General features: G+C 61.6%; 20 protein-coding genes. 13 read left to right on the top strand and 7 right to left on the bottom strand.

What is annotated here, in order from left to right; all coding sequences use genetic code 11:
• The first annotated feature begins 9 nt into the window (after nt 1–9).
• The 7 genes from H3H36_RS01915 (at nt 10) to H3H36_RS01945 (ending at nt 7,367) form a co-directional block, all read left to right on the top strand.
• A complete protein-coding gene (locus H3H36_RS01915) occupies nt 10–1,209 on the top strand; it encodes an FAD-dependent oxidoreductase (protein ID WP_182213352.1) in 1,200 nt (399 codons plus the stop codon).
• Between the two features lie 67 nt (nt 1,210–1,276).
• Nucleotides 1,277–1,600 carry an ArsR/SmtB family transcription factor gene (locus H3H36_RS01920; RefSeq protein ID WP_182213354.1) on the top strand — a complete coding sequence of 108 codons (324 nt, stop codon included), beginning with the start codon at nt 1,277–1,279 and terminating at the stop codon, nt 1,598–1,600.
• Complete coding sequence (locus H3H36_RS01925) at nt 1,597–2,010, top strand: SRPBCC family protein (RefSeq protein ID WP_182213356.1); 414 nt, start codon at nt 1,597–1,599, stop codon at nt 2,008–2,010. Before H3H36_RS01920 ends, H3H36_RS01925 begins: the two co-directional genes overlap by 4 nt.
• Nucleotides 2,007–2,426 carry a DUF1801 domain-containing protein gene (locus H3H36_RS01930; RefSeq protein ID WP_182213359.1) on the top strand — a complete coding sequence of 140 codons (420 nt, stop codon included), beginning with the start codon at nt 2,007–2,009 and terminating at the stop codon, nt 2,424–2,426. Before H3H36_RS01925 ends, H3H36_RS01930 begins: the two co-directional genes overlap by 4 nt.
• A gap of 182 nt (nt 2,427–2,608) precedes the next feature.
• Nucleotides 2,609–4,810, top strand: a complete 2,202-nt coding sequence (locus H3H36_RS01935) for an OsmC domain/YcaO domain-containing protein (RefSeq protein ID WP_182213362.1) — start codon at nt 2,609–2,611, stop codon at nt 4,808–4,810.
• 245 nt (nt 4,811–5,055) lie between these two features.
• Nucleotides 5,056–6,351 (top strand): glucan 1,4-alpha-maltotetraohydrolase domain-containing protein, encoded by a 1,296-nt coding sequence (locus tag H3H36_RS01940; RefSeq protein WP_311196559.1) that lies wholly within the window; start codon nt 5,056–5,058, stop codon nt 6,349–6,351.
• Between the two features lie 320 nt (nt 6,352–6,671).
• Nucleotides 6,672–7,367: a VIT1/CCC1 transporter family protein gene (locus tag H3H36_RS01945; RefSeq protein ID WP_182213365.1), complete on the top strand. Its 696-nt coding sequence runs from the start codon at nt 6,672–6,674 to the stop codon at nt 7,365–7,367.
• A 380-nt stretch (nt 7,368–7,747) separates the two neighbouring features.
• Here the strand turns inward: H3H36_RS01945 and H3H36_RS01950 are convergent, their stop codons facing one another.
• The 3 genes from H3H36_RS01950 to H3H36_RS01960 all read right to left on the bottom strand — a co-directional run bounded on the left by H3H36_RS01950 (nt 7,748) and on the right by H3H36_RS01960 (nt 11,152).
• Nucleotides 7,748–8,950, bottom strand: a complete 1,203-nt coding sequence (locus H3H36_RS01950) for a DUF4062 domain-containing protein (RefSeq protein WP_182213367.1) — start codon at nt 8,948–8,950, stop codon at nt 7,748–7,750.
• Nucleotides 8,951–9,414: 464 nt separating this feature from the next.
• Nucleotides 9,415–10,317, bottom strand: a complete 903-nt coding sequence (locus tag H3H36_RS01955) for a rolling circle replication-associated protein (protein ID WP_220459565.1) — start codon at nt 10,315–10,317, stop codon at nt 9,415–9,417.
• 307 nt (nt 10,318–10,624) lie between these two features.
• Nucleotides 10,625–11,152: a hypothetical protein gene (locus H3H36_RS01960; protein WP_182213369.1), complete on the bottom strand. Its 528-nt coding sequence runs from the start codon at nt 11,150–11,152 to the stop codon at nt 10,625–10,627.
• A 1,338-nt stretch (nt 11,153–12,490) separates the two neighbouring features.
• On the opposite strand from H3H36_RS01960, the gene H3H36_RS01965 reads away from it, so the two are divergent.
• Together H3H36_RS01965 and H3H36_RS01970 are read left to right on the top strand one after the other, a co-directional pair.
• A complete protein-coding gene (locus H3H36_RS01965; RefSeq protein WP_182213371.1) occupies nt 12,491–12,943 on the top strand; it encodes a hypothetical protein in 453 nt (150 codons plus the stop codon).
• 73 nt (nt 12,944–13,016) lie between these two features.
• Nucleotides 13,017–13,727, top strand: a complete 711-nt coding sequence (locus H3H36_RS01970; protein ID WP_182213374.1) for an RAD55 family ATPase — start codon at nt 13,017–13,019, stop codon at nt 13,725–13,727.
• Here the strand turns inward: H3H36_RS01970 and H3H36_RS01975 are convergent.
• The gene (locus tag H3H36_RS01975) at nt 13,649–14,140 is read right to left on the bottom strand and encodes an FxDxF family PEP-CTERM protein (protein WP_182213376.1); all 492 of its coding nucleotides are present in this window, start codon (nt 14,138–14,140) and stop codon (nt 13,649–13,651) included. The genes H3H36_RS01970 and H3H36_RS01975 overlap by 79 nt on opposite strands.
• Before the next feature lie 680 nt (nt 14,141–14,820).
• Between H3H36_RS01975 and H3H36_RS01980 the strand changes: the two genes are divergently transcribed.
• Nucleotides 14,821–16,791 carry a peptidase U32 family protein gene (locus tag H3H36_RS01980; protein ID WP_182213378.1) on the top strand — a complete coding sequence of 657 codons (1,971 nt, stop codon included), beginning with the start codon at nt 14,821–14,823 and terminating at the stop codon, nt 16,789–16,791.
• A gap of 30 nt (nt 16,792–16,821) precedes the next feature.
• On the opposite strand, the gene H3H36_RS01985 is transcribed toward H3H36_RS01980, so the two are convergent.
• Genes H3H36_RS01985 through H3H36_RS01995 form a run of 3 tightly spaced genes read right to left on the bottom strand, consistent with a single transcriptional unit; the run spans nt 16,822 to nt 21,070 of the window.
• Nucleotides 16,822–18,021, bottom strand: a complete 1,200-nt coding sequence (locus H3H36_RS01985) for an efflux RND transporter periplasmic adaptor subunit (protein WP_182213380.1) — start codon at nt 18,019–18,021, stop codon at nt 16,822–16,824.
• Nucleotides 18,022–18,023: 2 nt separating this feature from the next.
• Entirely contained in the window at nt 18,024–20,387 is a 2,364-nt protein-coding gene (locus H3H36_RS27425) for an ABC transporter permease (protein WP_182213383.1), read from the bottom strand.
• Complete coding sequence (locus tag H3H36_RS01995) at nt 20,381–21,070, bottom strand: ABC transporter ATP-binding protein (RefSeq protein ID WP_229219658.1); 690 nt, start codon at nt 21,068–21,070, stop codon at nt 20,381–20,383. Before H3H36_RS01995 ends, H3H36_RS27425 begins: the two co-directional genes overlap by 7 nt.
• 336 nt (nt 21,071–21,406) lie before the next feature.
• Between H3H36_RS01995 and H3H36_RS02000 the strand changes: the two genes are divergently transcribed.
• From H3H36_RS02000 to H3H36_RS02010, 3 genes are all read left to right on the top strand, one after another.
• Nucleotides 21,407–22,108: a polysaccharide deacetylase family protein gene (locus H3H36_RS02000; RefSeq protein ID WP_182213388.1), complete on the top strand. Its 702-nt coding sequence runs from the start codon at nt 21,407–21,409 to the stop codon at nt 22,106–22,108.
• A 416-nt stretch (nt 22,109–22,524) separates the two neighbouring features.
• On the top strand, nt 22,525–23,169 hold the full coding sequence (locus H3H36_RS02005; RefSeq protein WP_255461761.1) for a helix-turn-helix domain-containing protein: 645 nt from the start codon (nt 22,525–22,527) through the stop codon (nt 23,167–23,169).
• Between the two features lie 163 nt (nt 23,170–23,332).
• Complete coding sequence (locus tag H3H36_RS02010; RefSeq protein WP_182213393.1) at nt 23,333–26,125, top strand: AMP-binding protein; 2,793 nt, start codon at nt 23,333–23,335, stop codon at nt 26,123–26,125.
• The last annotated feature ends 19 nt before the right edge of the window (nt 26,126–26,144 follow it).

Raw genomic sequence — 26,144 nt, forward strand, 5'->3', positions numbered from 1 at the left:
ACAAGAAAAATGTTAAAGAAAAAATTAGTTGTGATTGGCGGTGGCTCGGCAGGCCACAAGATCGCCTATTTGTTGCAAGACACCCTGGATGTGACCCTGGTCGATCCGAAAACCTATTTTGAAGTGCCGATGGCGCTGCCGCGCTTGCTGGTTGAACCGAACGCGCTGCCCGCGCAACTGCGGTACCAGCATTTCCTGCCCGGCGTGCGCCACGTGCAGGGCAAGGCCGTTTCCATCGCAGCGCGCAGCGTGGTGGTCGATACCGGCGCCGGCAGTGTAACCATCCCGTTCGATTTCGCCGTCGTGGCGACGGGTTCGCGCTGCGTCGATCCCCTGATCAAGGCCGAGGTGGCCGGCGAGGGGGCCCGGCGCGCCCAGATCGCAGACGCCCAGCAACGTTTGAAGACGGCGCGCAGCGTGGTGGTCGCCGGCGGCGGGCCGGTTGGCGTCGAGATCGCCGCGGAACTGTGTGAATCGTTCCCCCGGCTGTCGGTGACGCTGGTGCATGGCGCTGGCCAATTGCTGGAGCGCGCGCCATCGAAATTTGGCGACTGGGCGCTGGGCAGGCTGATCGCGATGGGCGCGCGCGTGCTGCTCGATGACCCGGTGACACAACCCGCCATCGGCACCCAGCCGGTCGATGGCAAGGTGCGCACCAAAGGTGGCAAACTGCTGGACGCGGGCCTGGTGATCTGGGCGGCCGGCGCCCGGCCGAATACCGGTTTCGTGGCGGCATCGTGGCCGGCGCTGGTGCAGGACGATGGCCTGCTCTTGACGGCGCAATTACCTGCGCCTGCAGGGCTTTGCCAACATCTTCGTCACGGGCGACGTGTCCAATCTGCCCGAAGGGCGGCTTGCCATCACCGCATCGTTCCATGTCCCGGCAATCGTGGCCAACATCAAGGCCATGCTCGCAGCCCCATCGGCGGACGCGGCCCGGCTCAAGCCGTACGCCCCGCGGCTGCCGGGCAAGGGGATGGGCAAGATGATGATCGTCACCCTGGGCCGCGGCGGCGGGCTGACCTCGCTGCCATTTGGCCAGTTCCGCGCGGACTTTATCGCCCGCAAGATCAAGTCGGAGAATATGTTCGTCCACCAGTACCGCAAGGACGTGGGGATGCGCTGATCGCCTGGCAGCACCTGGCCCGTCCGCTACGCGTACGCGACACCCGCCTAACGTGGAGCAGTATTAAAATGACAATGCTGTAAATTTCGCTTGAAAATCCATAACCACTTGGCTATAGTTTAATCCATAACCTGGAGGCTATGGATTGACATGACGACGACGCAAGACGCGCTGTTCCGGGCACTGGGCGATCCCACGCGGCGCGCCATTTTCGAACAATTGTGTGCCGGCGGCGAACAGACCGTTGGCGCGCTGACCGGCCACGCCCAGGTGTCGCAGCCGGCCGTTTCCAAGCATCTCGCCATACTCAAGCAAGCGGGACTGGTGCTGGATCGCCATGCCGGGCGCCAGACGCACTACAGCGCACGGCCCGACGCCTTGGTTCCACTGCGCGACTGGACGGACCAGATGACCCGATTCTGGGACAACAGGTTCGATGACCTCGAAGACTTACTGAAAAGGATGGATCAATGAACGCCACCGCACCCGAACTGCGCACCGTTGTGATTGAACGGGACTTTCCCCATCCGCCGGAAAAGCTCTGGCGCGCCCTGACCCAGCCCCATCTGATCGAAGCCTGGCTGATGAAAAGCGATTTCATGCCGGTGGCGGGCCACCATTTCCATTTCCGGGCGGAGTGGGGCGCGGTCGACTGCATGGTGACGGAAGTGGCGCCGCAGCGCACGCTGGCGTACACCTGGTCCGCATACGGACTGGAAAGTGTCGTGACCTGGACCCTGGAACCGTCGGCCAGTGGCACGCTTCTGCGCATGGAACAGTCCGGCTTTCGGCCTGACCAGGAACAGGCCTACCAGGGTGCCAAGTTTGGTTGGCAGAAATTCTTCGGCGCGCTCGAACAAGTGCTGGCGACGGAGGCAGCATGACGACGGCGCCCATCGAAGGCCAGCCCGCTTCCGCCTTTATTGACCAGAAGATCGCCACGCTGGACGATTGGCGCGGCGCGACCCTGAGCCGGATGCGCGCCCTGATCCACGAAGCCGTGCCCGACGTGGTGGAGGAAGTGAAGTGGATGGGCACGCCGGTCTGGTCCAGCGGCGGCATCATCTGCACGGGCGAAACCTACAAGGCCGTGGTCAAGCTCACATTCCTGAAGGGCGCTTCGCTGGACGATCCGGCCGCGCTGTTCAATTCCAGCCTGGATGGCAACGCGCGGCGCGCCATCGACATCCATCAAGGCGAGTCCGTGGATGGTGATGCGTTCAAGGAACTGGTGTGCGCGGCGGCGGCGTTGAATGCGCGGGCCGGCGCCGCGAAGCGCCGCCCGAAACCGGCCGCCTAGTCCCGCTGGCCAGGCAGCGGCGAGACGGGGATGGCCACGGTCAGCTGATCACCTGACCAACGTGCCTGCGTTGCGGGCAATGGCGGCCCAGGATTGGGGCCGGGGTCACGCGCGCCTATGCCGCTCGGCCAAAAGCGCCGATAATAGCGGCCAGATCAATTTAAGCACTGTTTGGAATCCCCATGGAAATTAAGGTCAACTTTCTCGATAAGCTACGCCTGGAAGCGAAATTCGATGATTTCACGGTCGTGGCCGACCAGCCCATCCGCTACAAGGGCGATGGTTCGGCACCTGGTCCGTTCGATTACTTCCTGGCATCGTCGGCCCTGTGCGCGGCTTATTTCGTGAAGTTGTATTGCACAACTCGCAATATTCCGACCGAAAATATCCGCCTGTCCCAGAACAACATCGTCGATCCCGAGAACCGTTACAAACAGATTTTCAAGATCCAGGTCGAGTTGCCAGAGGATATTTCCGCCAAGGACCGCGAGGGCATCTTGCGCTCGATCGACCGCTGCACGGTGAAGAAGGTGGTCCAGACCGGGCCCGAGTTCGTCATCGAGGAAGTGGAAAATCTCGATGCGGATGCCCAGGCATTGCTGACGCTGAATCCATCGTCCGAAACGAGCACCTACATCACGGGCAAGGATTTGCCGCTGGAGCAAACCATCGCCAATATGTCCGGCTTGCTGGCGAATCTGGGGATCAAGATCGAAATCGCGTCGTGGCGCAACATCGTGCCCAACGTGTGGTCGCTGCATACGCGCGACGCGCATTCGCCGATGTGCTTTACCAACGGCAAGGGCGCGACCAAGGAGAGCGCCCTGGCTTCGGCCTTGGGCGAATATATCGAACGTCTGAGCTGCAATCACTTCTACGCCGGCGAGTATTGGGGCGAAGAGATCGCCAATGCGCCATTCGTCCATTACCCGGATGAGCGCTGGTTCAAGCCCGGCCGCAAGGATGCGCTGCCGCCTGAAATCCTCGATCCGTATTGCCTGGAAATCTACAATCCCGATGGCGAATTGCGCGGCACGCACCTGTACGATACGAACTCGGGCAATATCGAGCGCGGCATCTGCTCGCTGCCGTTCGTTCGCCAGTCCGATGGTGAAGTCGTGTATTTCCCGACCAACCTGGTGGAAAACCTGTTCGTGAGCAACGGTATGAGCGCCGGCAATACCTTGGTCGAAGCGCAAGTGCAGTGCTTGTCGGAGATCTTCGAAAGGGCGGTCAAGCGCGAAATCCTGGAAGGCGAAATCGCGCTGCCGGACGTGCCCCAGGAAGTGCTGGCGAAATACCCGGGCATCGTGGCCGGCATCAAGGGGCTGGAGGAGCAGGGCTTCCCGGTGCTGGTCAAGGACGCTTCGCTGGGTGGAACATATCCGGTCATGTGCGTGACGCTGATGAACCCGCGCACTGGCGGCGTGTTCGCCTCGTTTGGCGCGCATCCAAGCTTTGAAGTGGCGCTCGAGCGCAGCCTGACGGAACTGCTGCAGGGCCGTAGTTTTGAAGGCTTGAACGACTTGCCGCGGCCCACGTTCGTCAGCAACGCCGTCACCGAGCCGAATAACTTTGTTGAGCACTTCATCGATTCCAGCGGTATCGTGTCGTGGCGTTTCTTCAGCGCCAAATCCGATTACGAGTTTGTCGAGTGGGATTTCTCTGGCCAGGGCGAAAACTCCAATGCGGAGGAAGCGGCGACCTTGTTCGGCATTCTGGAAAACATGGGCAAAGAGGCCTACATGGCTGTCTACGACCAGTTGGGCGCCACCGCGTGCCGGATCCTGGTGCCCGGCTATTCGGAAATTTACCCCGTTGAGGACTTGATCTGGGATAACACGAACAAGGCGCTGTCGTTCCGTTCCGACATCCTGAACCTGCACCGGCTTGATGACGACAGCCTGGAAGCGTTGCTTGAACGCCTGGAAAACAGCGAACTCGACGAGTACAGCGACGTCGCCACCTTGATCGGTATCGAATTTGACGAAAACACGGACTGGGGCCAGCTGACCGTCCTGGAACTGAAGTTGCTGATCAATCTGGCCTTGCAGGATTGGGATGCGGCCAAAGACCTGGTCGAAGCCTTCCTCCAATACAACGACAATACGGTCGAGCGCGGCTTGTTCTACCAGGCCATGCTGGCGGTGCTGGAAGTGTCGCTCGATGACGAGATGGAACTGGACGACTACGTCGTCAATTTCCGGCGCATGTTCGGCGACGCGCGCATGGACGCGGTGCTGGGCTCCGTGGATGGCAGCGTGCGTTTCCACGGCCTGACGCCAACGAGCATGAAGCTGGAAGGGCTGGATCGCCACCAGCGCAAGATCGACAGCTACCGCAAGCTGCACGCGGCGCGGGCGAGGGCGGTCCAGCAAGGCTGACCGAGGCAGACCGCACGCCATCAAGACCGTTGCGGCCCCCGTTCGCGGGGCCGCAAGCGCTGCGCCATGGCGGCGCACCAATCCAGATCCACGCGCAGCACGTAGTCGACTACAGGGATTAGTGTAGTCAAACTAACTAATACATTTTTTGCGTTTCAAGCATAAATTTCACTTTATACAGGCAAATAAGTTTGCTACCCTGATTTTGCGGAGTAAAACTACATTAAGTAGCGCCCGTCAATTTAGTGTTACTACAAATATCAGGAGACAACATGCGTAGAAAACTTGCCTTAATTGCAGGTGCGGCATTGCTATTCGGTACTGCCAGCCACGCCGCGACACCACCCGAACAGGCCGGCGGCAGCCGCGCGATCATGTTGCAGGGTTTTCACTGGAATTCGGCCAATTACGCCAATCCGAACTGGTACAACACGCTGGCGGGTAAAGCTGCCGACATTCAGAGCCTGGGCTTTACCCACGTCTGGTTCCCGCCACCATCGGATTCCTCGGCGACTCAGGGTTACATGCCACGCCAGCTCAACAGTCTGAATTCTTCCTATGGCAGCGCCAGTGACCTGCAGGCCGCCGTGTCGGCATTTACCAACCTCGGCGTGCGCGCCGTGGCCGACGTGGTGGTCAACCATCGGGTCGGTTCCACCGGTTGGTACGATTTCACCAATCCCATCTGGTCGCAATATACGATCGTCAACAACGACGAATGCAACTGCGGCTGGGGCAATCCCGACACGGGCCAGGGTTTCAGCGCCGCACGCGACCTCGACCACAAGAACGTGGCGGAGGTGCAGAACGGCATTACGTCCTGGCTCAACAACGTGCTGAAGCCGGTGGGTTTCAGCGGCATCCGGTTTGATTACGTGAAAGGCTATGGCGCCCAATATGCCGGCCAGTATTCGAACGCGTTTGGCTCGGAACTGTGCGTGGGCGAAATGTGGCCGGACTCGTTCGACTTGAACAATCTGAACGCGAACCGCCAGGCCATCATGGATTGGATCAACGGCACCAGCAACAGCTGCGGCGCGTTCGACTTCACCACCAAAGGCATCCTGAACGACGCGCTGGCCAACGGTAACTATTGGCGCCTGAAGGACACGTCGGGCAACCCGGCCGGCGCGATTGGCTGGTGGCCCGCCATGTCCGTGACCTTTGTCGACAATCATGACACCGGTCCGGCTGAAAGCTGCGGCAGCGGCCAGAACCTGTGGCCAGTTCCATGCGGCTCGGTGATGGAAGGTTATGCCTACATCCTGACGCATCCGGGCATTCCCAGCGTTTTCTATCCACACATCTATAACTGGAATCTGGAGACGCAGATCCGCGCCTTGATCAGCGCGCGCAAGTCGGCTGACGTGACGTCGACGTCGCCGGTGTCCATCCAGCAGGCGACGCAAGGCCTGTACGCGGCCATCATTACCGGCAACACCGGCAAGCTGGCCATGAAGATCGGCCCGAACAGCTGGTCGCCAGGCAGCGGCTGGAAGCTGATGACGTCCGGTAATAACTACGCGGTGTGGATGCAGTAAGCCCGCCGGATGGACGAACAGCGCGTGATCGGCTGGTCACGCGCTGTTCGCCAAACGGGCATATTGCAGTCTTAGTTGTTCGGGGATGATGTTGCGTCATTTTTGCACTGCAGAGGCGCAGGGTCGAAACTTGTTCTTCCCAGTAAGAATATGTTTAACATCAAAGGCTTGCGAGATTTTCTGGCAAGCCTTTTTTATTTGGCGTGAAAATAGCATGAAAACAGCTTGGGCGAATTGGGGGCAGGCTGGACGATTCAAATTTTCAATCGGTTCGGTGTCAGATTCGCTGGTCAGAAAGTCTCACACGAAAGGCGCCCACCATGATGACGAGACATCGCGAGCTGCACCGGCTGGACAACGTCGGATGGCTGCGTGCGGCGGTGCTGGGAGCAAACGACGGAATTGTATCGACGTCCAGCCTGATTCTTGGCGTGGCGGCAGCGCACGCGAGTCACCAAAGCATCCTGATCACCGGGGTAGCCGGCTTGGTCGCCGGCGCCATGTCGATGGCCACTGGAGAATATGTGTCCGTGCAATCCCAGGCGGACACCGAGCGGGCAGCGGTCGAAAAGGAACGTACCGAATTGCGGGAAAATGCTTCGGGTGAACACAGTGAGCTGGCGAACATTTACATTAGGCGCGGCCTCGAGCCTGCGCTTGCCAGTCAGGTTGCCACCAGCCTGATGGCTCACGACGCTCTGACGGCCCATTCTAGGGATGAACTGGGAATCACTGATGCCATGAGCGCGAAGCCGCTGCAAGCGGCCTCGGCATCGGCGCTCAGCTTTGCCATCGGTGCCGCGCTGCCGTTAATCGTGGTACTTGTGGCGCCGCATGAAAATCTGATTCCGCTCACCGTTGGCACGTCGCTGCTCTTTCTGGCTGTCCTCGGCGGTCTGGCGGCCAAAGCCGGCGGCGCCAATGTAAAAAGGGGGGTATGCCGGGTGGCGTTCTGGAGCGCTTTGTCAATGGCGGCGGCTGCAGGCATCGGGGCCATGTTTGGAACGGTTGTGTAGCTTCGCGCCACAATCGGGGCAATGCGGCACGATAGCGTTTTCGGGGCGAGTGCGCTCGCGTGGGACTGGCCGTCCTATGGGGGCTGTTTTTGGAGTGATGTTGCGGTATTTCACGCAACCTCGGACCACGAAATGGACTGCTAACAGTTCGCATAATTTATATTATGTCAAATCGAGTGCGCAACCGCCGTGCCCTGCATAGAGCATTTTCAGCTTGGTTGAAACGGGTATTTTTGCCCGGAGGAACGCTGCCAGCGGCGAGCTAGTAAGCCCTGATCTTCACGCTTTGATATGCCTGCCATGAGCAGGCATTTTTTTTGACAAACTAAAGATATAACGAGTTCAACAGTCCTTTCTATCCGCCCACCCCTCTTCAAGCGTCATTGGTTAGGGTCGATAGGAAATTTGAAGTCCGAGGTAAGGTTGCGAACCCATTTGGGAATGTCCTGTTTCCCCTCCATACGCGCCTGAATATATTCTTCAAGGGGCATCTTAAACTCCCTGACCATGCGTCGGCCGCTTGGCCCCATCTCTTTCAGCGCTTCAACAATGACACGTCTTGATTCTTCGCCAATGTTCATGAACTCATCCCATTCTGTTTCCATTTCCCCGATGTCAAACACACGATCGACCTCATAGATGCTGCCATCGGTAGTCGACAAAATGGACGTTGGGCGACGTAAGCCCGGTCTGTCGAGGTTTGTCATTTCGCTCGCAAACTCGATGACTTCTCTGATCCCGAGTTTTTCCAGCAAGGCAGGCCATTTCATTGAAGGTCCGATTAGTGCCTCTCCACCACCACGAAGGGCGCTCACAAAGTCAATTAGCTTTCTAAATCGAACCACGCCCCTTGCAACTTCTTTCTGATCTTTGCTGCCGCCAAGTGCAGTCAGGATTGCAGTCTTGAGGCCCTCAAACTGATCCGTTAAGGAATCGATTCGCCTGGAGTCAATAGCGCGGGCGCGCTGCTCATATAGCAACCGTTGCAAGAGCCCAGACCACTGCTTGCGCAGCGAATCCTCGATATCCTGCAGACGCGAAAATGTGGTGATTCCGTTGTTTGTGGATCGCAGTCGTAGGAAATTGATGAATTCGAATATGTAACGTGCAGTTTCCGGCTTATCAATCGAGTCGAACTCAATTTCGCTGGCAATCGCCTTAGACTTGTTCTTCTCATAGGTGGCATGATCGTGCATTACTCGATCATCAACGAATACGAATAGAGGGATAGAGCTTTCTATTGCTTTGAGTACTTCAAGTTGAGTGATCGAGAGGTTTTCCTTTGTCTTGAGGATTTCGTGACTCTTGCTGACGGACTTCAGCGACTCGAGATCGACTTTCTGCAAAGCTTGCGGGACGACCCGGCCACCAAAGCGCGAACCGATAATTACGACGACAGCGTCTGCCCCAGCTACTTCATCGATGCAACTGGTATGAGTGTGGGTGCGAGGATCGTACACAACATCGTTATAATCACTCATGACAGGCTCATGGCCGAGTGATTCAACAAATTGACGCAACTGACCACGTACAACTGAGAGGTCATAGCAAGTAGATGAGAGAAATACGCGGAGATTGGCCATAATCTATTATTAAGAGTTGTTGTCAGTTCAAGTCAGCATTAGCATACATTGCTACCGCATGTCCACAGCTAAGTCTACTGAGGGCAATATTTGCATGGTATGAAGGGATGTTTGTACCGAGAGCATTTTAACCGACAGCACTTTAGCAAATCTAAGATTTCACGCTTAGATACGCCTGCCATAAGTAGGCGTCTTTTTTGAACTTCAACAAGACGATACTGTTTTCGCGCCCTCGCCTGACCGAATCGACCTGCACGCAGGTTGCGTAAATACCAGTAGCTGTTACGGATCAAACTGTAGATATACGAGCGCTCAGCTGGACTCAGCGCATCGAACGGGAATAACTCTAATTGCATTTGGGCAATAGTAGCCGACTGGTAATTATCCTGCAAAACTAGCCCCCAAAAACTTGATTAAAATCCTTAACCGAAGGACTCAACCGGCCAGTTCCGCCCCAGCACCGATCAAAATGGGCACTCCATATCGGCCCCCTTCGGTCGTGGCGCAGTCGATAACCAGACGACGCCCAACCCGTTGTTACACCACGACTGGATACCTTCAAGCCCAAACTGCGCGGCGATACTGAACGCGGCCTGCACAGCCCCCAGCATCGTTGTGCAGTGCAAGCGCACCGAATCGACCTCAGGCACTACAATTCCCTTGGACCGGAAATATCGCTTCTGATCCAGGGCACGGCATTGCATCTGCTTAGAGCAATACTTGGCGATGTAGGCAGCGAGCTTGTGGGCACCGTTTTGCCCAAAGCCGAACCTATGCGGATCGCGGACGTTGACTTGCCCCATCTGCTGACCATCCGGCCCACGGCCAAGAACGCTTTGCCAGATTGACCGCAACAGCGCATACATCTGCCGACCTGTGACGGCCACATGGAAATGCAGCGCTCCCCGTTCCTGTTCTTCAATGACCGCTACATAGTGGAATTGCTTGTGCTTCCCGAGCTTTCGGCAGAACGCTTTCCAGTGCTTCAGTGCCGTCTCCCGGTCAACCATGTTTTCCCGGTATGTCAGCGTCACCATGCGATCTGCACCGATGGCTTTGCAGCACTCCCGAACCTTCTTTTTCGCACGACGGCCAGCGTCATCATCGTTCTCTTCCCGCTTCTCGGACTCGCCGCGTCTTGCATGCGGCTTGCGCTTGATAGCCGGGCCTACAAAGTGGCGATCCTTAGTTACCGAGACTTCGCACTGCCCATCAGGAAAAACGCGCCTGCGGGCTGTATACGTGTCCTGCCATGTACCCTTTACCCCATCGTCAGACCAGTGTTCCGGCTTTTGTTCGACCGTATCAAGGCAGAAAGGCGAAAGAGAAATTGACAACGCATCTAAACTACTATCCAATACCGACATCGGTTTTCCTGTTGTAGCAGGTTGATCGAGGCCCGGAGTGTTTCGACCACTACCGGGCTTTTTTTTGTCCTTCAAAAACCAAGAAACTTTTCTTCAAGAAACGCCGCGAATCCGTCTGTTTACCGTGGCTGTTCTTAAGTGTCCCTAATACAAGTTTAGGCGGCGCTCCGCGCCGCCCCTCGCTAGCTCCGCAACGCTTCGGGCGTCGCAGCACGCGCCACCAGCGAGAACGAGCAGCCCGAGGCAATCAACATGCCCTTCGGGCTTCCGATCGGATGAAACCCCCATCCGACCGGCAAGGGGAAACCTACATACCCACAGAAGGCTTATGCGGCGCTTCCGGCGGTGGATTGCCAAATGCTGACACCTGCCCCGCACCGTGCGCCCCGACCTCACCAGCCGCCGCCAACTGCCCTCCCCGCCCTTCCATCACACGCACCGATGCCGCCGTGCGCTCAGAAGCAACACGATCCTTTTCCGGGTCAAAATCTTGGAAGAAGCCATTTCGCGCAAACTCAATGCACATGTTGTATCGCACGTCCATCGGCGTGCCCTGCTGCGTGTAGCACTTACAGTCATTGCGGAACTGGAGGCAGGCGGCAGGCACCGGCACGCGTACTGGCTTGGTCAATTCGTCATATTTCGGCGCAGTTTGCGGAAGCCCCGCTACACGAGGCGTATTCATCTCAACGTAATGCTTGGCATCCTCAAGGGGATCAAACTTCGCAGGCTGCGCGCCAGCCGTAGCAGGCGGAACTTGAACAGAGCTAGTTACCGCACCAGCCGGAACAACCGAAGCGGAGTGCGCATGCTGGGGAACTTTATGCCGATTCATGATCGTATAACCGTCGTGCCCTGTGTCGTGTATCTTGCTGGTAGGCGCAGAGTTCACCTGCGTCTACGCCCTCACCTTCGGCTCGCAAAAGGCGGTGAAGAAGGCGGCGTCGGCCGATCCTTGAACCGTCGCATCCTGTAATCGATATCCATCAGTGTCGCGTGCAGGTTTCGCGCCCTCGCCGCAATTGTGACCACAACAAGCTTCTTTTGCTTGCTCTCCGCGCTTATCTCCATTCATCGTTGCGTCAAAGTGCCATGCCGCACAGACATCGATCGTCTCTCATTCATAAACTTCGAGACAACATCGTCGCCACATAGTGGAATTGTTTGTGCCGTCCGATGTTGGGGCAGCACGCATTCTGGCGCTTCAGTGCCATAACTTGGTCAACCATGTCTTCCCGGTACGTCAGCGTCACCATGCGATCAGCGCCTGTGGCTTGGCAGCACGCCCGACCCTTTGGACTCAGGACTAGCACCAAGTCCGCCTCGGACAAAGACTGCGACTTTGCCCCCCCAACTGGACGGCAGAAGCGACCAGCGCGAGGCACAATCGGTACTCTGCACATCGTTCAACCCGCCAATGAGGCGCACCTCACCCTCGGTCACTGTCATCGTGATCTTTACCTGGCGCTTTATGAGGATGGGCGCACCGATAGCGCCGGTACCGGTGGCCTTGACATTGCTGATCTGGCCGTCCATGGGCCTGGAACTGCCCAAACTTTCCGGCATACAATTTCCTAAAATAAAAATACCCCCAGGGATCAAACTTGATACTGACTGCACTTTCTGCGTGAACAGAAAACACCTATATTCGTAGCGTAGCGCCAATCTTTGTAGCGTGTTCCAGATCGTAATTGAGGAGCATGTCATGAACAATAGGATTCAATGCCAGGAAACAACCTTGATATTCTCTAGGAAATCTGCAAAGACCGACGCCGAATATTGGGGAGAATGTTTCTATTTTCCAGAAGCCGAGCCCAACACCGACGATCTGATCGGTATCATGTGTATCTGGAAGAAAGGACAAAATAAAAATAACGAGAAACCAATTCTGACTCGTACGTACATGACACGGTTTCCCGGTACATACCCGACGGAACCAGATTTGCGGTCACTACTTCCGCATACCTCATGGGAGAATTGCTTCCAGAGTGAGATTGAAAATATAGATGGAAGTAGCAACTAATTGCATGGCAGCCGGCATCGCAGCTGCTATGAATGCAACCTCAAGCTGCTCTTGCAACACGCCCGGCAAGAGCATCACCTTTCAAGCATGTTATCTCCGATGATATTGTCTAAACAATATCGTCTATAATTGCACGTAGAGGTTAGTGAAATGAAACCAGAAGTATTGAAACGCGAATTCGAAATACTCATCATCGATAGCGGCGAACAATTGAAAGAGCTGTCGTTGCATCAGGGCATAAAATACATGTTCAAGTTCTACGTTGAGAATTACGCAGATCCGCGGGTGAATGGATTATTAACTGACATGTTGTTGTATCAATGGGGAACTGTTTCCTCGGATGGTTCTGACCACTTTGATATGAGGATTGCCAGGCAATTTACCCGACAATGCTTGTCATCAAACTCAACTATCACGCAGCTTTCGTGTGTGTTTCGTTATGAGCCTAGTCCTGAAACCAAGGCTTTTAACAAGGGCTATCGATGGTGCAATGGATTGGCCCACTTACATGAATTTGAAAAATTCATTGATGGGAATGACGCCAACAAAAACTTTAAATCGGCAAAACCGATATCCGTCGGCTTGTCTTACATAAATTTCTGACATATGCCCTGCCCTACAAGACGCAACGCCTACGTTGGACGGTGCCTGCCACCTTTCGATCAGCGCTGTCTGTATGGGCAGCGGCCAGGCCACCCCGCGTAACAGATGGCAAGTCCAGCGCCAGTGCGCCTGCCCGCCCGCCTCCTCCAACCGCGTGCGCACGGCCTGCTGGTCTGCGCTGGGGACGGTCAGCCTGATCGAGCGCACCAAGGCCACCCGCGTGGTGATCGATTCGCTGGCCGGTTTGGAGTTGACGCTGGCGTCGGTGTTTCGCGAAGACTTCCGTGAATCGCTTTACCGTCTGGTGGCTGTGTTGACGGGCTTGGGCGTCACCGTGCTGATGACGGCCGAGCTGGAAGACCAGTACTCGGCGCTGCGTTTCAGTACCTACGGCAACGCCTTCCTGGTTGACGCGATCGTCATGCATCGCTATGTGGAACTGGCGGGACAGCTCAAACGGGTGATTTCCGTGATCAAGGTACGTGGCAGCGACCACAGCAAGGATATCCGCTTCTTCGACATCGGCACCGACCAGATCACCATCGGCGCGACGCTGAGCGAATACCAGGGAATTCTGTCGGGTCAACCGGAGGTGGGCGCAATGAACGCCGAGCCGAACTTGTATGGCGGGGGGCGGGATGACGTAACGCGGCAAGGCGCGCGTACGGTTGGGCAGCCAGATGGATGCTTGCTGCCCGTTTTTTCTTATTCGAACTTCTGCTTCGGCATTTTGCGCGAGATGGTCAGACCCAGCAGGCCCAGGCCCAGCATCATCAGCAGATAGCCGGACGGTTCCGGTACGGCCGTGACGGTGATGTGGCCGGAATACGCTGCCAGTGGCGATGCGCCGGCGACGCCGTTCAACGTCAGCGTAAACGGTGACAGGCCGATAATGTCAAAGCTGCCCAGGCTGGTTTTTGTCCCGGCAATCAGTGCGTTCGGCGTCATGCCATTGAGCGAGGCGGAAGTGATGTCCACGTAGTTGCCGCTGTAGGACAGCACGGCTCCATAGGCGCCGGTCGCGAGCCCGCCAAAGGTGATCACGTCGGCGCCTCCCGACAGCAAGCCATCGCCTGCCAGGGCCAGGCCGTTGAAGTCGAACGTGACACCGGGAACGATGGAGAACGACTGGTTGGCCGCGTTGGCACCGAAGGCGGCGAACGCGAGCACACTTGCAGCAATGAATTTCAGTTTCATAATTTACCCCTAAAAGAATATTTACTTTTGCTTATGGTTATAAGCAAACTTGTCGAGCTCGCCAAAAAGGCAATTCAGCTTATCAAAGTAAGAATTTTTCTTTTTTTTAAAAGGGCATGTGTGCAAAGCAATTATGACGTGGAAATTGAAAGTTTATCCTCCTGGCCAACGTTTGAATGCCCATGCCGCGAAAGTGTGGTGTAATCGGAAACATTCTTCGCCATCGTGGGCAGCGACGGCACATTTGACCGCGCGAATTCACAATTGACGGGTCAAAATATATTTCCGCCATACCCAATATATCTGGCAAGAATGCGCATGCGGGTGTTGACCGGCCCCGCCGCTGGCGTGAAATGGGTCAAAAGACCGCGCCTGCGACGGCGCTGCTTCGCCGCGCCCTTTCTGCGGATGGCGGTCGTTGGATCGCCAGGCTTCTTTTCCGACCGCGAGGCACAAAAGGACGCCACGAAGCGCCAGCCCGGCCCACGCTAAGACGCGTCTTTCGCCCCCTCCAGGGGCGCCATGTCGACCCTTCCGACCAATTTCAATGACGCGCCAACCAGAAATTGTCGTCCCATCCGGTGCCCCCTACTCCACGACGGAATGAATTGCTTCGTGAAACGGTGACTTAAGCGCTTGATTTTGCTAAAATTTCGGCCTTCGTTTGTGAGAATGCCGCCATGTCCCTGCTCGACCACCAAATTGAACTGCTGTCGCCCGCCAAAACCGCCGAGATCGGCCGAGAAGCCATCTTGCATGGTGCCGACGCGGTCTACATTGGCGGCCCCGCATTTGGCGCGCGGCATAACGCCAGCAACCCGATCGAAGACATCTCGTCGCTGGTCGAATTCGCCCATAAATTCCGCTCGCGCATTTTCGTCACCATCAACACCATCCTGCACGACGCGGAGCTGGAGGCAGCGCGCAAGCAGATCTGGCAGTTGTACGACGCCGGCGTCGATGCGCTGATCATCCAGGACATGGGCCTGCTGGAAATGGACCTGCCTCCGATCCAACTGCACGCGAGCACGCAGTGCGACATCCGCACCGTGGAAAAAGCCAAATTCCTCGGCGCCTCCGGTTTTTCGCAGCTGGTGCTGGCACGCGAACTGACGATCGAACAGATCCGCAAGATCCGCGCGGAAGTCGATACGCCACTCGAATATTTCATCCACGGCGCGCTGTGCGTGGCGTTCTCCGGCCAGTGCTATATCTCGCACGCCGACACGGGCCGCAGCGCCAACCGCGGCGACTGTTCCCAGGCCTGCCGCCTGCCCTACACGCTGAGCGACAGCAAGGGCCGCGTGGTCGCCTACGAAAAGCACCTGCTGTCGATGAAGGACAACGACCAGAGCGCCAACCTGGAAGCGCTGGTCGACGCCGGCATCCGTTCCTTCAAGATCGAAGGCCGCTACAAGGATATGGGCTATGTGAAAAACATCACCGCCCACTACCGGCTGCTGCTCGATGAAATCCTCGAACGCCGCCCCGAATTGAGTCGCGCCTCCAGCGGCCATACCCGCGTGCTGTTTACGCCGGACGTGGACAAGACCTTCCATCGCGGCCACACCGACTACTTCGCCAATGGCCGTCAGGACGAGATCGGCGCCTTCGATTCGCCCAAGTACGTGGGCGTTGAGCTGGGCATTGTCAGCCGCCTCGGCACCGACCATTTCGACCTGGTGACGAACGCGCCCATGGCCAATGGCGATGGCCTGAACTACATGAACAAACGTGAAGTGGTGGGCGTCCAGGCCAATGTCGTCAAGAAGCTGGGCGACAGCACGGAGGGCGAATTGTGGCGCGTGTTCCCCAATGAGCAGATGCGCGAGCTGCCCGGCCTGAAGGCTGGCGCCTCCGTCATGCGCAATCGCGACCACCACTGGGAAGCGTCGCTGCAAAAGAAATCCTCCGAGCGCAAGGTCGCCCTGCAACTGGCGCTGAGCGAGGACGGCGACGGCCTGCGCCTCACGTTGCGCGATGAAGACGGCATCACCAGCAGCACGCATGCGGCCATGGCGCTGCAACCGGCGCAACATGCGGACCAGGCCGAAGCGGCGCTGCACGCCAGCCTGGGCAAGCTCGGTAACACCATGTTCGAAGTGGATAGCATCGCATTGTCGCTGTCGCAGCCGTGGTTCGTGCCGTCGTCGGCCATCAATGCGCTGCGGCGCGACGCCATCGCGGCCCACGAGGCGGCCCGCCTGGCGGCCTGGCAGCGTCCGGAGCGCAAGACGCCGGACGAACCGCCGGCCGTGTATCCCGATACGCAGCTGAGCTATCTGGCCAACGTCTACAATGAAAAAGCGCGCGCCTTCTACACAAAACATGGCGTGCAGATGATTGCCGCCGCCTACGAAGCCCATGAGGAAGCGGGCGAAGTGCCGCTGATGATCACCAAGCACTGCCTGCGCTTCTCGTTCAATCTCTGCCCCAAGCAGGCCAAGGGTGTGCAGGGTGTGCAGGGCCAGGTCCGGGCCGAGCCGATGACGCTGGTCAGCGGCGATGAGCGCTATACGCTGCGCTTCGACTGCAAGCCGTGCGAGATGCATGTGGTGGGCGCCATGAAGCCGGGTATTCTGGCCTCGCCGCCGCCATCGAACGTGCCCTACAGCCCCCTGACCTTCCACCGGCAGCGCCCGCGCGCCTGACGCTGCGCGCACGCCGCGGCCAGCCAGCATTCAATTTGTTGGCCGCGGTTCGGCGCTGGCCCTCACGCGCACGCCATCGGCCAGGGTATCGGGCGGGTACAGGACCACCGTCTCCCCTGCTTTCAAGCCCTGCAGCACCATGGCTTCACGCGCGTTGCGCAGCCCCGGCCGCACTGCGCGCAGCCGCGCGCGGCCGCCATCGACCACATACACAGCCCAGTCCTCGCCCTGGCGGAACAAGGCGCCCACGGGCACGCGCAGCGCGTCGGCTTCGCTGCGCACCACCACCCGCACTTCGACGCGGAAGCCGTCGCGCAAGCCGTTCGACTCGTCGGCGGCGGAAACAAGGTCGATCACCAGGTTCACCCGCTGCTCCTCCACGCCGAGCGCGGACACTTTGGTGAATGCCGATGGCTCAACGCGGCGCACCCGTCCCGGCAAGGACCGGGGGCCGCCCCAGCGCTCGATGCGCACCGCGCTGCCGGGCTGGATCCGGACCGCATCAGCCGACAGCACGTTGGCGACGATTTCAATGTCGGACGGGTTGCCCAGCTCCACCAGCGGCGTGCCCAGGATGACGCTGCCTTCGCTCTCCTGCAGGACCTTGAGCACGGTGCCGGCGACGGGCGCCCGCACCGTCCACGTTTCGCCCGGCGTGCCGCCGCGCGAGAGCTGCAGCGCGGCGCGGGCCGTGGCCAGATCGTGGTCTGCCACGTGCACGGCCTGGCGCGTGGCGTCCAGGTCCCGCCGCGCCAGCTGCAGGTCGAGGTCCGCCTGTTCCAGCTGGGCCGGCGAGAGGAAACCTTCCTTCGACAGTTTCTGTACCCGCGCCAGGTCGGATTCGCTCTTGCGCAGCGCGGCCTGGGCACGCGCCATGCCGGCCTGCGCCCTCGCCCGCGCCGCTTCCGCGCCACCCACGCGCTCAGCCAGTTGCTGCTGCGTGCGGGCATCGATCAGCGCTGGCGCCAGTGGCGTCAGCACGGCCAGCGCCTGCCCCGCTGCCACCGTGTCGCCCGGCTTGTAGCCGGAGCGCGCGACCCGGCCCGCCAGCGGCGCCGATACCACGTAGCGTTCGCGCACCCGCGTCTTGCCCTCTTCATCGATCGTCTGTTCAAACGGCCCGCGCGTGATACTGGCCACCTGCACCGTCACCGGGCGCGGCGCGAGCGACCAGACCAGCAGGCCGGCCAGGATCAGGAACGCGAGCAAGATGGTCAGGGCGCGTCGCATCGTCACTCCCGGGTCTTCAATACGGCGATCAGGTCGAGGCGGTCCACGCGCAGCCGCACGATCAGGGCACTGGCGGCGGCGGCCAGCGCCGTGGCACCGGCCGCGTAGGCATAGGTGCGCGCGTGGATCACCAGCGGCAGGGCGAACGTCTCGGTCGCCATCAGCCGCACCAGCGTGGCCGACAGCAGATAGCCCAGCCACAGCCCCAGCGGAATGGCGACCAGCATCTGCGCCGCCATTTCCCCCAGCAGCAGGCCCGATACTTCGGCCCGCGTGAAGCCCAGCACGCGCAGGCTGGCCAGCTCCCACGCCCGTTCAGCCAGCGATACCCGGGCGCTGTTGTACACCACGCCCACCGTCAGGGCCACGGCAAAGCCGGTGATGATGGAGGTGAACACCAGCATGTTACGGGCCGATGTGCGTTCAAACGTGACCAGCGCGGCCCGCTTGTCGGACACGGTCGCAACCCGTGGCATGGCCTTCAGCGCGGCCATCAGGGCCGCCGTCATCCCTCCCCTGTTGTTGAGCACCACGGCCGATACGCTGTCCTGCTCATTGAGCATGCGCCGCATGGCCGACAGGTCCATGTACGCCGTCAGGCCGAACATGTCGTTGACGATGCCCGCCACCGGCAGCGTGCGCTGGACGCGCTGGCCCTCCAGGACATCGATCTCCAGCGGGTCGCCGGCCACGACGTGCAGCCGGCTGGCCAGCCGGTCGCCCAGCAGCACGCCCTCGGGCGGCAGCGCGACGGGACGCTGACGGGCGTCGAGCAGTCGGCGCAGGCGCGCGTCGGGGGCCATGCCCAACACGCTGCCCAGATATTGGTGCGGGCCGGCCCGCAGCCGCACGGGCAGCGCCCGCAGCGGCTCGGCCTCCAGCACGCCCGGCAGCCGCGCCACCTCCGCCAGCACGCCGCCGGGCGCCGGTTCCGCGAACGTGAGAGTCACGTCGCCCCGTTCGGCCTGGTGAAATTGCACGTCGATCAAATGGTCCAGCGAATCGCGCCAGAAGGTGCCCGAAACGATGACGGCCACGCTGCAGCCCACGCCGATGCAGGTCATGCCGGAGCGTACGGCGTTGCGCTGCAGCGTGCGGGCGACCATGCGGGCCTGCGGCGGCAGCCGCCGCGCGAGGCCGGAGCGCTCGAACAGGCCGTGGCCAAAGCGTGGCGGCAACGGTGGCCGCAGCGCTTCGGCCGGCGGCAAGCGGACCACGGCGCGCACCGCCGTCATCGTCCCGCCGATACCGGCCGCCAGGCTCACGGCGGCCGCCGCGATGGGTATCCACGGCGCCACCTGGAAGGCCAAAGTGGGGAAATGGAAGAACTCCGTGTACATGCCGGTCATCTGGTGGCCCAGCCATGCCCCCAATGCGAAGCCCGCGACGATGCCGGCCACCACGATCACGCCGGCCAGCTTGAGGAAATGCAGGGCGATCACATGGTCGGCATAGCCGACGGCCTTGAGCGCGGCGATCTCGGGCCGTTGCGCGGCTACCTGGCGCGACAGCACCACGTGCAGCAGGAACGCCGCCACCGCCAGGAAGATCGCGGGGAATACATGCGCCATGGTGCGTTGCTGCCCGATTTCCTGGCTCAGCATCCGGTGCGACATCTGGTCATCCCGGCCGATGGCGCCATAGCCGCCGTAGGGCGCCAGCAGGCGGTCGAGCGCGTCGATGGCGGCGGGCGCGCTGGCGCCGGGCGCCAGCTTGAGGTTCAGGTGGTTGAACGCGCCGTCCATGCCAAACGCCGACGCCAGCTGGTGGCGCTCCATCCAGAACACGCCAAAGCCACGGTCATCGGGCAAGGCTCCGCCCAGGCTGGCGAACACGTATTCGGGCGACAGCACCACGCCCACCACCTGCAAGACCTGGTGGCGGCCATTCAACACGGCCGTCAATGCGCTGCCCGGGCCCAGCTTGCGGGCCAGCGCGAAGCCTTCCGACACCAGCACGGCGCCTGTCTCCGTGGGCAAGGGCCAGCGGCCCATGCGCAGCGTAAGGCGGTTCAAGCCAGGCTGGATGGCTCCTTCCAGTCCTATCATGCGGCCCACCAGCGGCTCATGCGCGTCCGGCAAGTCGATCGACACATCGAACTTCACGGTCGCGTCGGCCTGGGCCACGCCCGGCAATTCGGCCACGCGCGCCTGCAGGGCCGTCGGCGCGCGCTTGAGGTCGGCGAACACGTCGGCGAAGCGCGCTTGCTGGTAATAATCGGCCCGCGTCGCCACCAGCGAATGGTAGGTGGACAACTGGGCCACAAAGGCCCCCACGCCGGCCGCCACCACCAGCGCGATGGTGCAGGCCTGGCCGGGCATGGCGGCCAGGTCGCGCAGCAGCTTGCGGTCGAGCGCCCTCACCACGACAGCTCCGCGGCCGCGCAGCGGCTGGTGTTCGATTCGATGCTGGCGATGGCGCCGTTGGTCATGTGCAGCACCCGGTCGGCCATCCTGGCGATCACGGCGTTGTGGGTGATGACTACCACGGTGGTGCCCAGGTCGCGGTTGATGCGCGCGATCAGCTCCAGCACCAGCCGGCCCGTGTCGACGTCGAGCGCGCCCGTAGGCTCATCGCACAGCAGCACGTCGGGCCGCTTGGCGATGGCGCGCGCAACGGCCACCCGCTGCTGTTCGCCGCCGGAAATCTGGGATGGAAAATTGTCGGCCCGGTCGCCCAGGCCCACCAGGGCCAGCGCTTCGTCGGGTGGCATGGGATGCTCGGCGATGTCGGTCACCAGCGCCACGTTCTCGCGCAAGGTCAGGCTGGAGATCAGGTTATAGAACTGGAACACGAAGCCCACGTGCTCGCGGCGGTAGCGCGTCAGCTCGGCCTCGCTGGCGGCGGCCAGCGCGTGGTCGCGCCACCACGCCTCGCCGCTGGTGGGGGTGTCAAGCCCACCCAGGATGTTGAGCAACGTGGATTTGCCGCTGCCCGATGGCCCCAGCAGGACGATGAACTCCCCTTCGCCGATGTCGAGCGACAGCGCGCGCAGGGCATGGACTTCCAGCTCGCCGGTGCGATAGATCTTGCAAAGATTGCGCGCCATGAAGACGCGCGGTCGCTGGCCTGGCATCGCGGCTCCAGGTTGTGGCTCGGATGCAGGCCATTTTAGGTGCCGGTGTGTGCAATTTGTATGACCCAGATCAAAACGTCGAGAAAGAACCCCTGGCCGCTCACTCGTCCCCGCTTGCGCGGCGTGATGGACAAGACCGCTACGCGACGGGCATTATCTGAGCCAACGGAACCTTTGCTTGCGATCAGGGATATGATGGAACGGCCACATACAGACCATGTTTTCAAGGCATCGCACTGCCTGCTCCTGGCGCTTGCCGCGTCGTGCGTGCTGCTGGCCGGCCCCCATGCGCGCGCCGGAACGTGTGCCGTGCTGGCCTATCACCGCTTCGGCCCGCGCGCGGACGACAGCATGATGGTGCGCACGGAAAATTTCGAGCAACAGATCAGACTGTTGCGCGAACGGGGGTATCAGACTGTCACGCTGGCCGCGCTCGTCGATGGCGTGCGCGGCCAGGCCAGCTTGCCCGACAAGGCGCTGGCCATCACGGTCGATGATGGCCATGCCTCCGTCTATACGCAATTGCTGCCCGTGCTTACCCGGCTGGCGCTCCCCGTCACCCTGTTCATCTATCCCTCGGCCATTTCGCGCGCGGACTACGCGATGACGTGGGAGCAACTGGGCGCCCTGTCCCGTCACCCGCTGGTCACCGTCCAGTCCCATACGTACTGGCATCCCAATTTCCACACCGAGCGCCGGCGCCTGTCCGACAACGACTATGCGGCCCTGGTCCACATGCAACTTGAACGCGCGCGCGTCGTGCTCGAGGAACGGCTGGGTGTGTCCGTGCGTTATCTGGCCTGGCCCTACGGCATCGAGGACGCCACGCTGCGCGACGCGGCCCGCGCGGCCGGCTACACGGCCGCCTTTTCATTGGGCAATCGGATGATCTCGGGCAGCGATGCGATGCTGGCCCTGCCCCGCTTCCTCGTCACGGATGGTTACACCCCCGCCGGCCTGCTCCATGCGCTCGAGCACGCGGCCGCGCCCTGCCCGGCGGGCCTGCATTAAGGCCTTGCGGGGTCAAGCCGGCCAGCGGAAGCGGACCTTGATGCTGTTGTTTCAACACTACGTCCGTGCAAGTTCGCTGTAAATTTCAGTCACCGTTAGTGCTGGTAATATTACAATGTGTACGGAATAGCACCGCCCCACCCTCAACGCGGTCGCTAGCGACGCAACGCCCCAAATCCTGGCGAGGATGCCCCGTCCTGCTGACGCCCGCATCCGTCAGCGCGCGCCAGCGCGCCGACCACCCACCCGATATCTGTTCGATCGTAGACGATAGCCACGCGCTGTGGCACCTGGCGTTGCCGCGCGCATACCTTGAGGTTGCATCCATGAATACTCTGATTTCACCCGCACTGCGGACTGGCGAGGGAACAAATGATCTTTGCGCGGCATGCAAGAGCAAGGCCGCCTGCCTGCCCATGACAGATGACGGGCAGGCGCCGCTTCGCCAGTTGATCAGGCAACGCACACGCGTGCTGCGCGGTGAGACCTTGTTTATGGCTGGCGACCAGACGGACAACAGCTATTTCGTCGTGCGTTGCGGCAGCATGATGTCGATGCGGGTCGATTCCATGGGGCGCAAGAACATCAACCGTTTCCTCATGAGTGGCGACTACGCGGGCCTGGAGAGCATCGGCTTCAAGCGCCACGGCTGCACCGTGGTGGCGCTGGAGGATACGGAAGTGTGCGAAATAAGCTGCCGCCTCGATCCGGCCCAGGTGACGCTGCTATACGAGCGTTTCGGCAAATTGTTGTCCGAGGAGCAGGTGAACGGCCTGGCGCTGTACCACACGCTGGCGATCCAGCGCGTGGCCGCTTTCCTCATCAACCTGTCGGCCCGCTTCAAGGAACGGGGCTATTCGCCATCGTGCTTTCGCCTGACCATGGAGCGCAAGCATATCGCCCAGTTCCTGGGCTTGACGGCCGAGAGCGTCAGCCGGCAGCTGTCGCAGCTCAGGGACTTCGGCATGATCGCGGTGGACGGGCGCGTCGTCACCCTGCGTGATACGGCCGCGCTGGGTCAGGTGGCGAGCGGCGCCTCGGCGCGCGCGCTCGCCCATTGACCGGCTGTCCCCACCCGACGGCGCCACGCGCGTATGATGCAGGGGTGATTGCTGGCGCATCCTCAACGCTGGCGGCCCGCGGGAGGTCTGATGCAAGATCATCAATGTATCCACGCGCCCGGCGTGATCCGGCCGGCGCGACACCGGCCCGTGCGGTGGCCACATGGCTGACAGCGCGCCCCAGGCCGGCGACCCGGGCGAGCGCCTGCTGGCGCTGATCGGGCAGTTCGCGGCGGAAGTCCATCCCCGGCACGTCACCCCGGTCACGCTCACCAGCTCCTTCGAGCGGGAGCTGGGCTTCGACAGCCTGGCGCGCGTGGAATTGTTGCAGCGGGTGAGCGCAGCGTTTCACATCGAGCTGCCCGCCTCGGCCTTGTCGGCGACGGACAACGCGGCCCAATTGCTGCGCCTGCTGGACCAGGCCGGCGGCGCCGGCGCGCCGCCGGCCACCGTCATCGACCTGCACCAGGGCAGCGCGGCGGGCCTGCCCGACCAGGCGGCCACCTTGCTGGACGTGCTCGCATGGCACGTGGCGCACCAGCCCGAGCGCACCCACATCGTCCTGCATGACGACCGCCACGACGAGCACCGGCTCCGTTACCGTGACTTGCTGGAAGCGGCGCGCGAGATCGCGACCGGCCTGGTCGAACGTGGCCTGCTGCCGCGCCAGAGCGTCGCCCTGATGCTGCCAACCGGCGCCGATTACCTGGCCAGCTTCTTCGGCGTGATGCTGGCCGGTGGCATCCCCGTGCCGATCTATCCGCCCGCGCGGCAGGCCCAGCTGGAGGACCACCTGGCGCGCCACGCGCGCATCCTGGCCAACGCGCAAGCCACCTTCATCGTCACCGTGGCGCCGGCCAAGGCGCTGGCCCGCATCCTGCAGGCCAGCGTGCCGGGCTTGCGGGCCATCCTGCTGCCGGCCGAATTGCGGCGGCCAGCCACGCCGCTGCCATTCCGGGCCGCCGCCAGCGACATCGCGTTCCTGCAGTACACCTCCGGCAGCACGGGCGACCCGAAAGGCGTGATGCTGACCCATGCCAACCTGCTGGCCAATATCCGCGCGCTGGGCCAGGCGTGCGGGGTAACGGCCGGGGACGTGTTTGTTTCCTGGCTGCCGCTCTACCATGACATGGGCCTGATCGGCGCCTGGTTCGGCTCGCTCTACCATGGTATCCCGCTGGTGCTGATGTCGCCGCAAGCGTTCCTGGCCCGCCCCGCGCTGTGGCTGCAATTGATCAGCCGCCATCGTGGCACCATCTCGGCCGCGCCCAATTTCGCTTACGCGCTGTGCCTGCGCCATGTGGGCGCCGACACCATGCGGGGGCTGGACCTGTCGTCCTGGCGCCTGGCATTGAATGGGGCCGAGCCGGTCAGCGTGGACACGGTGACCGGCTTCACGCGCCAGTTTGGCGCTTGCGGCCTGTCACCGCAGGCCATGACACCCGTCTATGGACTGGCAGAGTCCTCGGTCGGCCTGGCCTTCCCGCCGCTGATGCGCGGCCCGCGCCTGGAAGTGGTTGCGCGCGCCGGCTTCGTGGAGGCCGGTCGCTGCCTGCCGGCCGGGCCGGGCCAGGATGACACGCTCACGCTCGTGTCCTGCGGGCTACCCTTGCCGGGCCACCAGCTGCGCATCGCGGACGAGCTGGGGCGCGAGCTGCCCGATCGCCAGGTCGGGCGCGTGGAATTTCGCGGCCCGTCCGCCACGGCCGGCTATTATCGCAATCCGCAGGCGACGGCCAGGCTGTGCCACGGCGGCTGGCTCGATACGGGCGACTTCGGCTGCACCATGGAGGGCGAGCTGTTCATCACCGGCCGCAGCAAGGACTTGATCAAGCGTGGCGGCCGCAATATCTATCCCTATGACCTCGAACAGGCCATTGGTGAGGTGCCCGGCATCCGGCGCGGCTGCGTGGCCGTGTTCGCCAGCGCCGACCCGGCCAGCGGCAGCGAACGCCTGATCATCATGGCCGAGACCGGCAGCCAGGACCCGGCCGCGCGCGCCGCGCTGCGGACACAGCTCCAGCAGCTGGCGCTGGACGTGATCGGCGTACCGCCTGACGAGATCATCCTGGCCAGTCCCCATGCCGTGTTGAAGACCTCCAGCGGCAAGATCCGCCGGCTGGCCTGCCGCCAGTGGTATGAGGCGGGCCAGGGCGCGGCCTTCCATGCCCATCCAATGGCGCGGTTGCGGCTGGCCGCGGCCCGCGCCCGGGTGACGCTGGCGCTGCGCGTGGCCGGCGCGTGGGCGTTCGGCGCCTACGCCTGGGCCGTGCTGGCCGCGCTGGCCACGCCGGCCGGCCTGCTCATCGCGCTGCTGCAGCGCCCGGCCCTGGGGCGGCGCATCGCCCACCTGGCCGCACGTTGCCTGTTGCGGCTGACGGCCACGTCCATCGCCGTGGACGGGCTGGAGCGACTGCCGCGCCAGCCGCACGTGTTGCTGGTCAATCACGCCAGCTACCTCGACACCTTCGTGCTGACGGCCTTGCTGCCGGACCGGCCGGGCTATGTGTTTGCGGCCAAGCAGGAATTGCGTCGCCACGCGCTGGTACGCGCCGTGTTGACGGGGCTGGGCGCCATCTTCGTGGAGCGGGCCGACGTGCGCCGCTCGGCCGACGATGTGGCGGCCATGGCGGCCGTGCTGGCGCGTGGCGACAACTTGCTGGTGTTTCCAGAGGGTACGTTCGAACGGGCGGCTGGCTTGCGGGCCTTCCATCTCGGTGGCTTCATGGCCGCGGCGCGGGCCGCCAGTCCGCTGGTGGTGGCCGGCCTGCGTGGCACGCGTGCCGCCTTGCGCGACGGCAGCTGGCTACCCCGCCGGGCCGAACTGGCGCTCACGGTGGGCGCCGTGTTCCAGCCTGCTGGTACGGCATGGCGCGATGCCGCCCGCATCAGTGCGCCGGTACGCGCCGCCATGCTGGCCTTGTGCGGCGAATACGATGCACAGGGCCATCCCTAGGCGCGGTTGTCCTTTGTGC

This window comes from Rugamonas fusca (genome assembly GCF_014042365.1).
Classification (GTDB): Bacteria; Pseudomonadota; Gammaproteobacteria; order Burkholderiales; family Burkholderiaceae_D; genus Rugamonas; species Rugamonas fusca.

Bases quoted from the DNA above. Each gene is read 5' to 3' on its own strand.
- H3H36_RS01915 (WP_182213352.1), top strand. From the start codon at position 10: ATGTTAAAGAAAAAATTAGTTGTGATTGGCGGTGGCTCGGCAGGCCAC.
- H3H36_RS01920 (WP_182213354.1), top strand. From the start codon at position 1,277: ATGACGACGACGCAAGACGCGCTGTTCCGGGCACTGGGCGATCCCACG.
- H3H36_RS01925 (WP_182213356.1), top strand. From the start codon at position 1,597: ATGAACGCCACCGCACCCGAACTGCGCACCGTTGTGATTGAACGGGAC.
- H3H36_RS01930 (WP_182213359.1), top strand. From the start codon at position 2,007: ATGACGACGGCGCCCATCGAAGGCCAGCCCGCTTCCGCCTTTATTGAC.
- H3H36_RS01935 (WP_182213362.1), top strand. From the start codon at position 2,609: ATGGAAATTAAGGTCAACTTTCTCGATAAGCTACGCCTGGAAGCGAAA.
- H3H36_RS01945 (WP_182213365.1), top strand. From the start codon at position 6,672: ATGATGACGAGACATCGCGAGCTGCACCGGCTGGACAACGTCGGATGG.
- H3H36_RS01950 (WP_182213367.1), bottom strand. From the start codon at position 8,950: ATGGCCAATCTCCGCGTATTTCTCTCATCTACTTGCTATGACCTCTCA.
- H3H36_RS01955 (WP_220459565.1), bottom strand. From the start codon at position 10,317: ATGTCGGTATTGGATAGTAGTTTAGATGCGTTGTCAATTTCTCTTTCG.
- H3H36_RS01960 (WP_182213369.1), bottom strand. From the start codon at position 11,152: ATGAATCGGCATAAAGTTCCCCAGCATGCGCACTCCGCTTCGGTTGTT.
- H3H36_RS01965 (WP_182213371.1), top strand. From the start codon at position 12,491: ATGAAACCAGAAGTATTGAAACGCGAATTCGAAATACTCATCATCGAT.
- H3H36_RS01970 (WP_182213374.1), top strand. From the start codon at position 13,017: ATGGGCAGCGGCCAGGCCACCCCGCGTAACAGATGGCAAGTCCAGCGC.
- H3H36_RS01975 (WP_182213376.1), bottom strand. From the start codon at position 14,140: ATGAAACTGAAATTCATTGCTGCAAGTGTGCTCGCGTTCGCCGCCTTC.
- H3H36_RS01980 (WP_182213378.1), top strand. From the start codon at position 14,821: ATGTCCCTGCTCGACCACCAAATTGAACTGCTGTCGCCCGCCAAAACC.
- H3H36_RS01985 (WP_182213380.1), bottom strand. From the start codon at position 18,021: ATGCGACGCGCCCTGACCATCTTGCTCGCGTTCCTGATCCTGGCCGGC.
- H3H36_RS01995 (WP_229219658.1), bottom strand. From the start codon at position 21,070: ATGGCGCGCAATCTTTGCAAGATCTATCGCACCGGCGAGCTGGAAGTC.
- H3H36_RS02005 (WP_255461761.1), top strand. From the start codon at position 22,525: ATGACAGATGACGGGCAGGCGCCGCTTCGCCAGTTGATCAGGCAACGC.
- H3H36_RS02010 (WP_182213393.1), top strand. From the start codon at position 23,333: ATGGCTGACAGCGCGCCCCAGGCCGGCGACCCGGGCGAGCGCCTGCTG.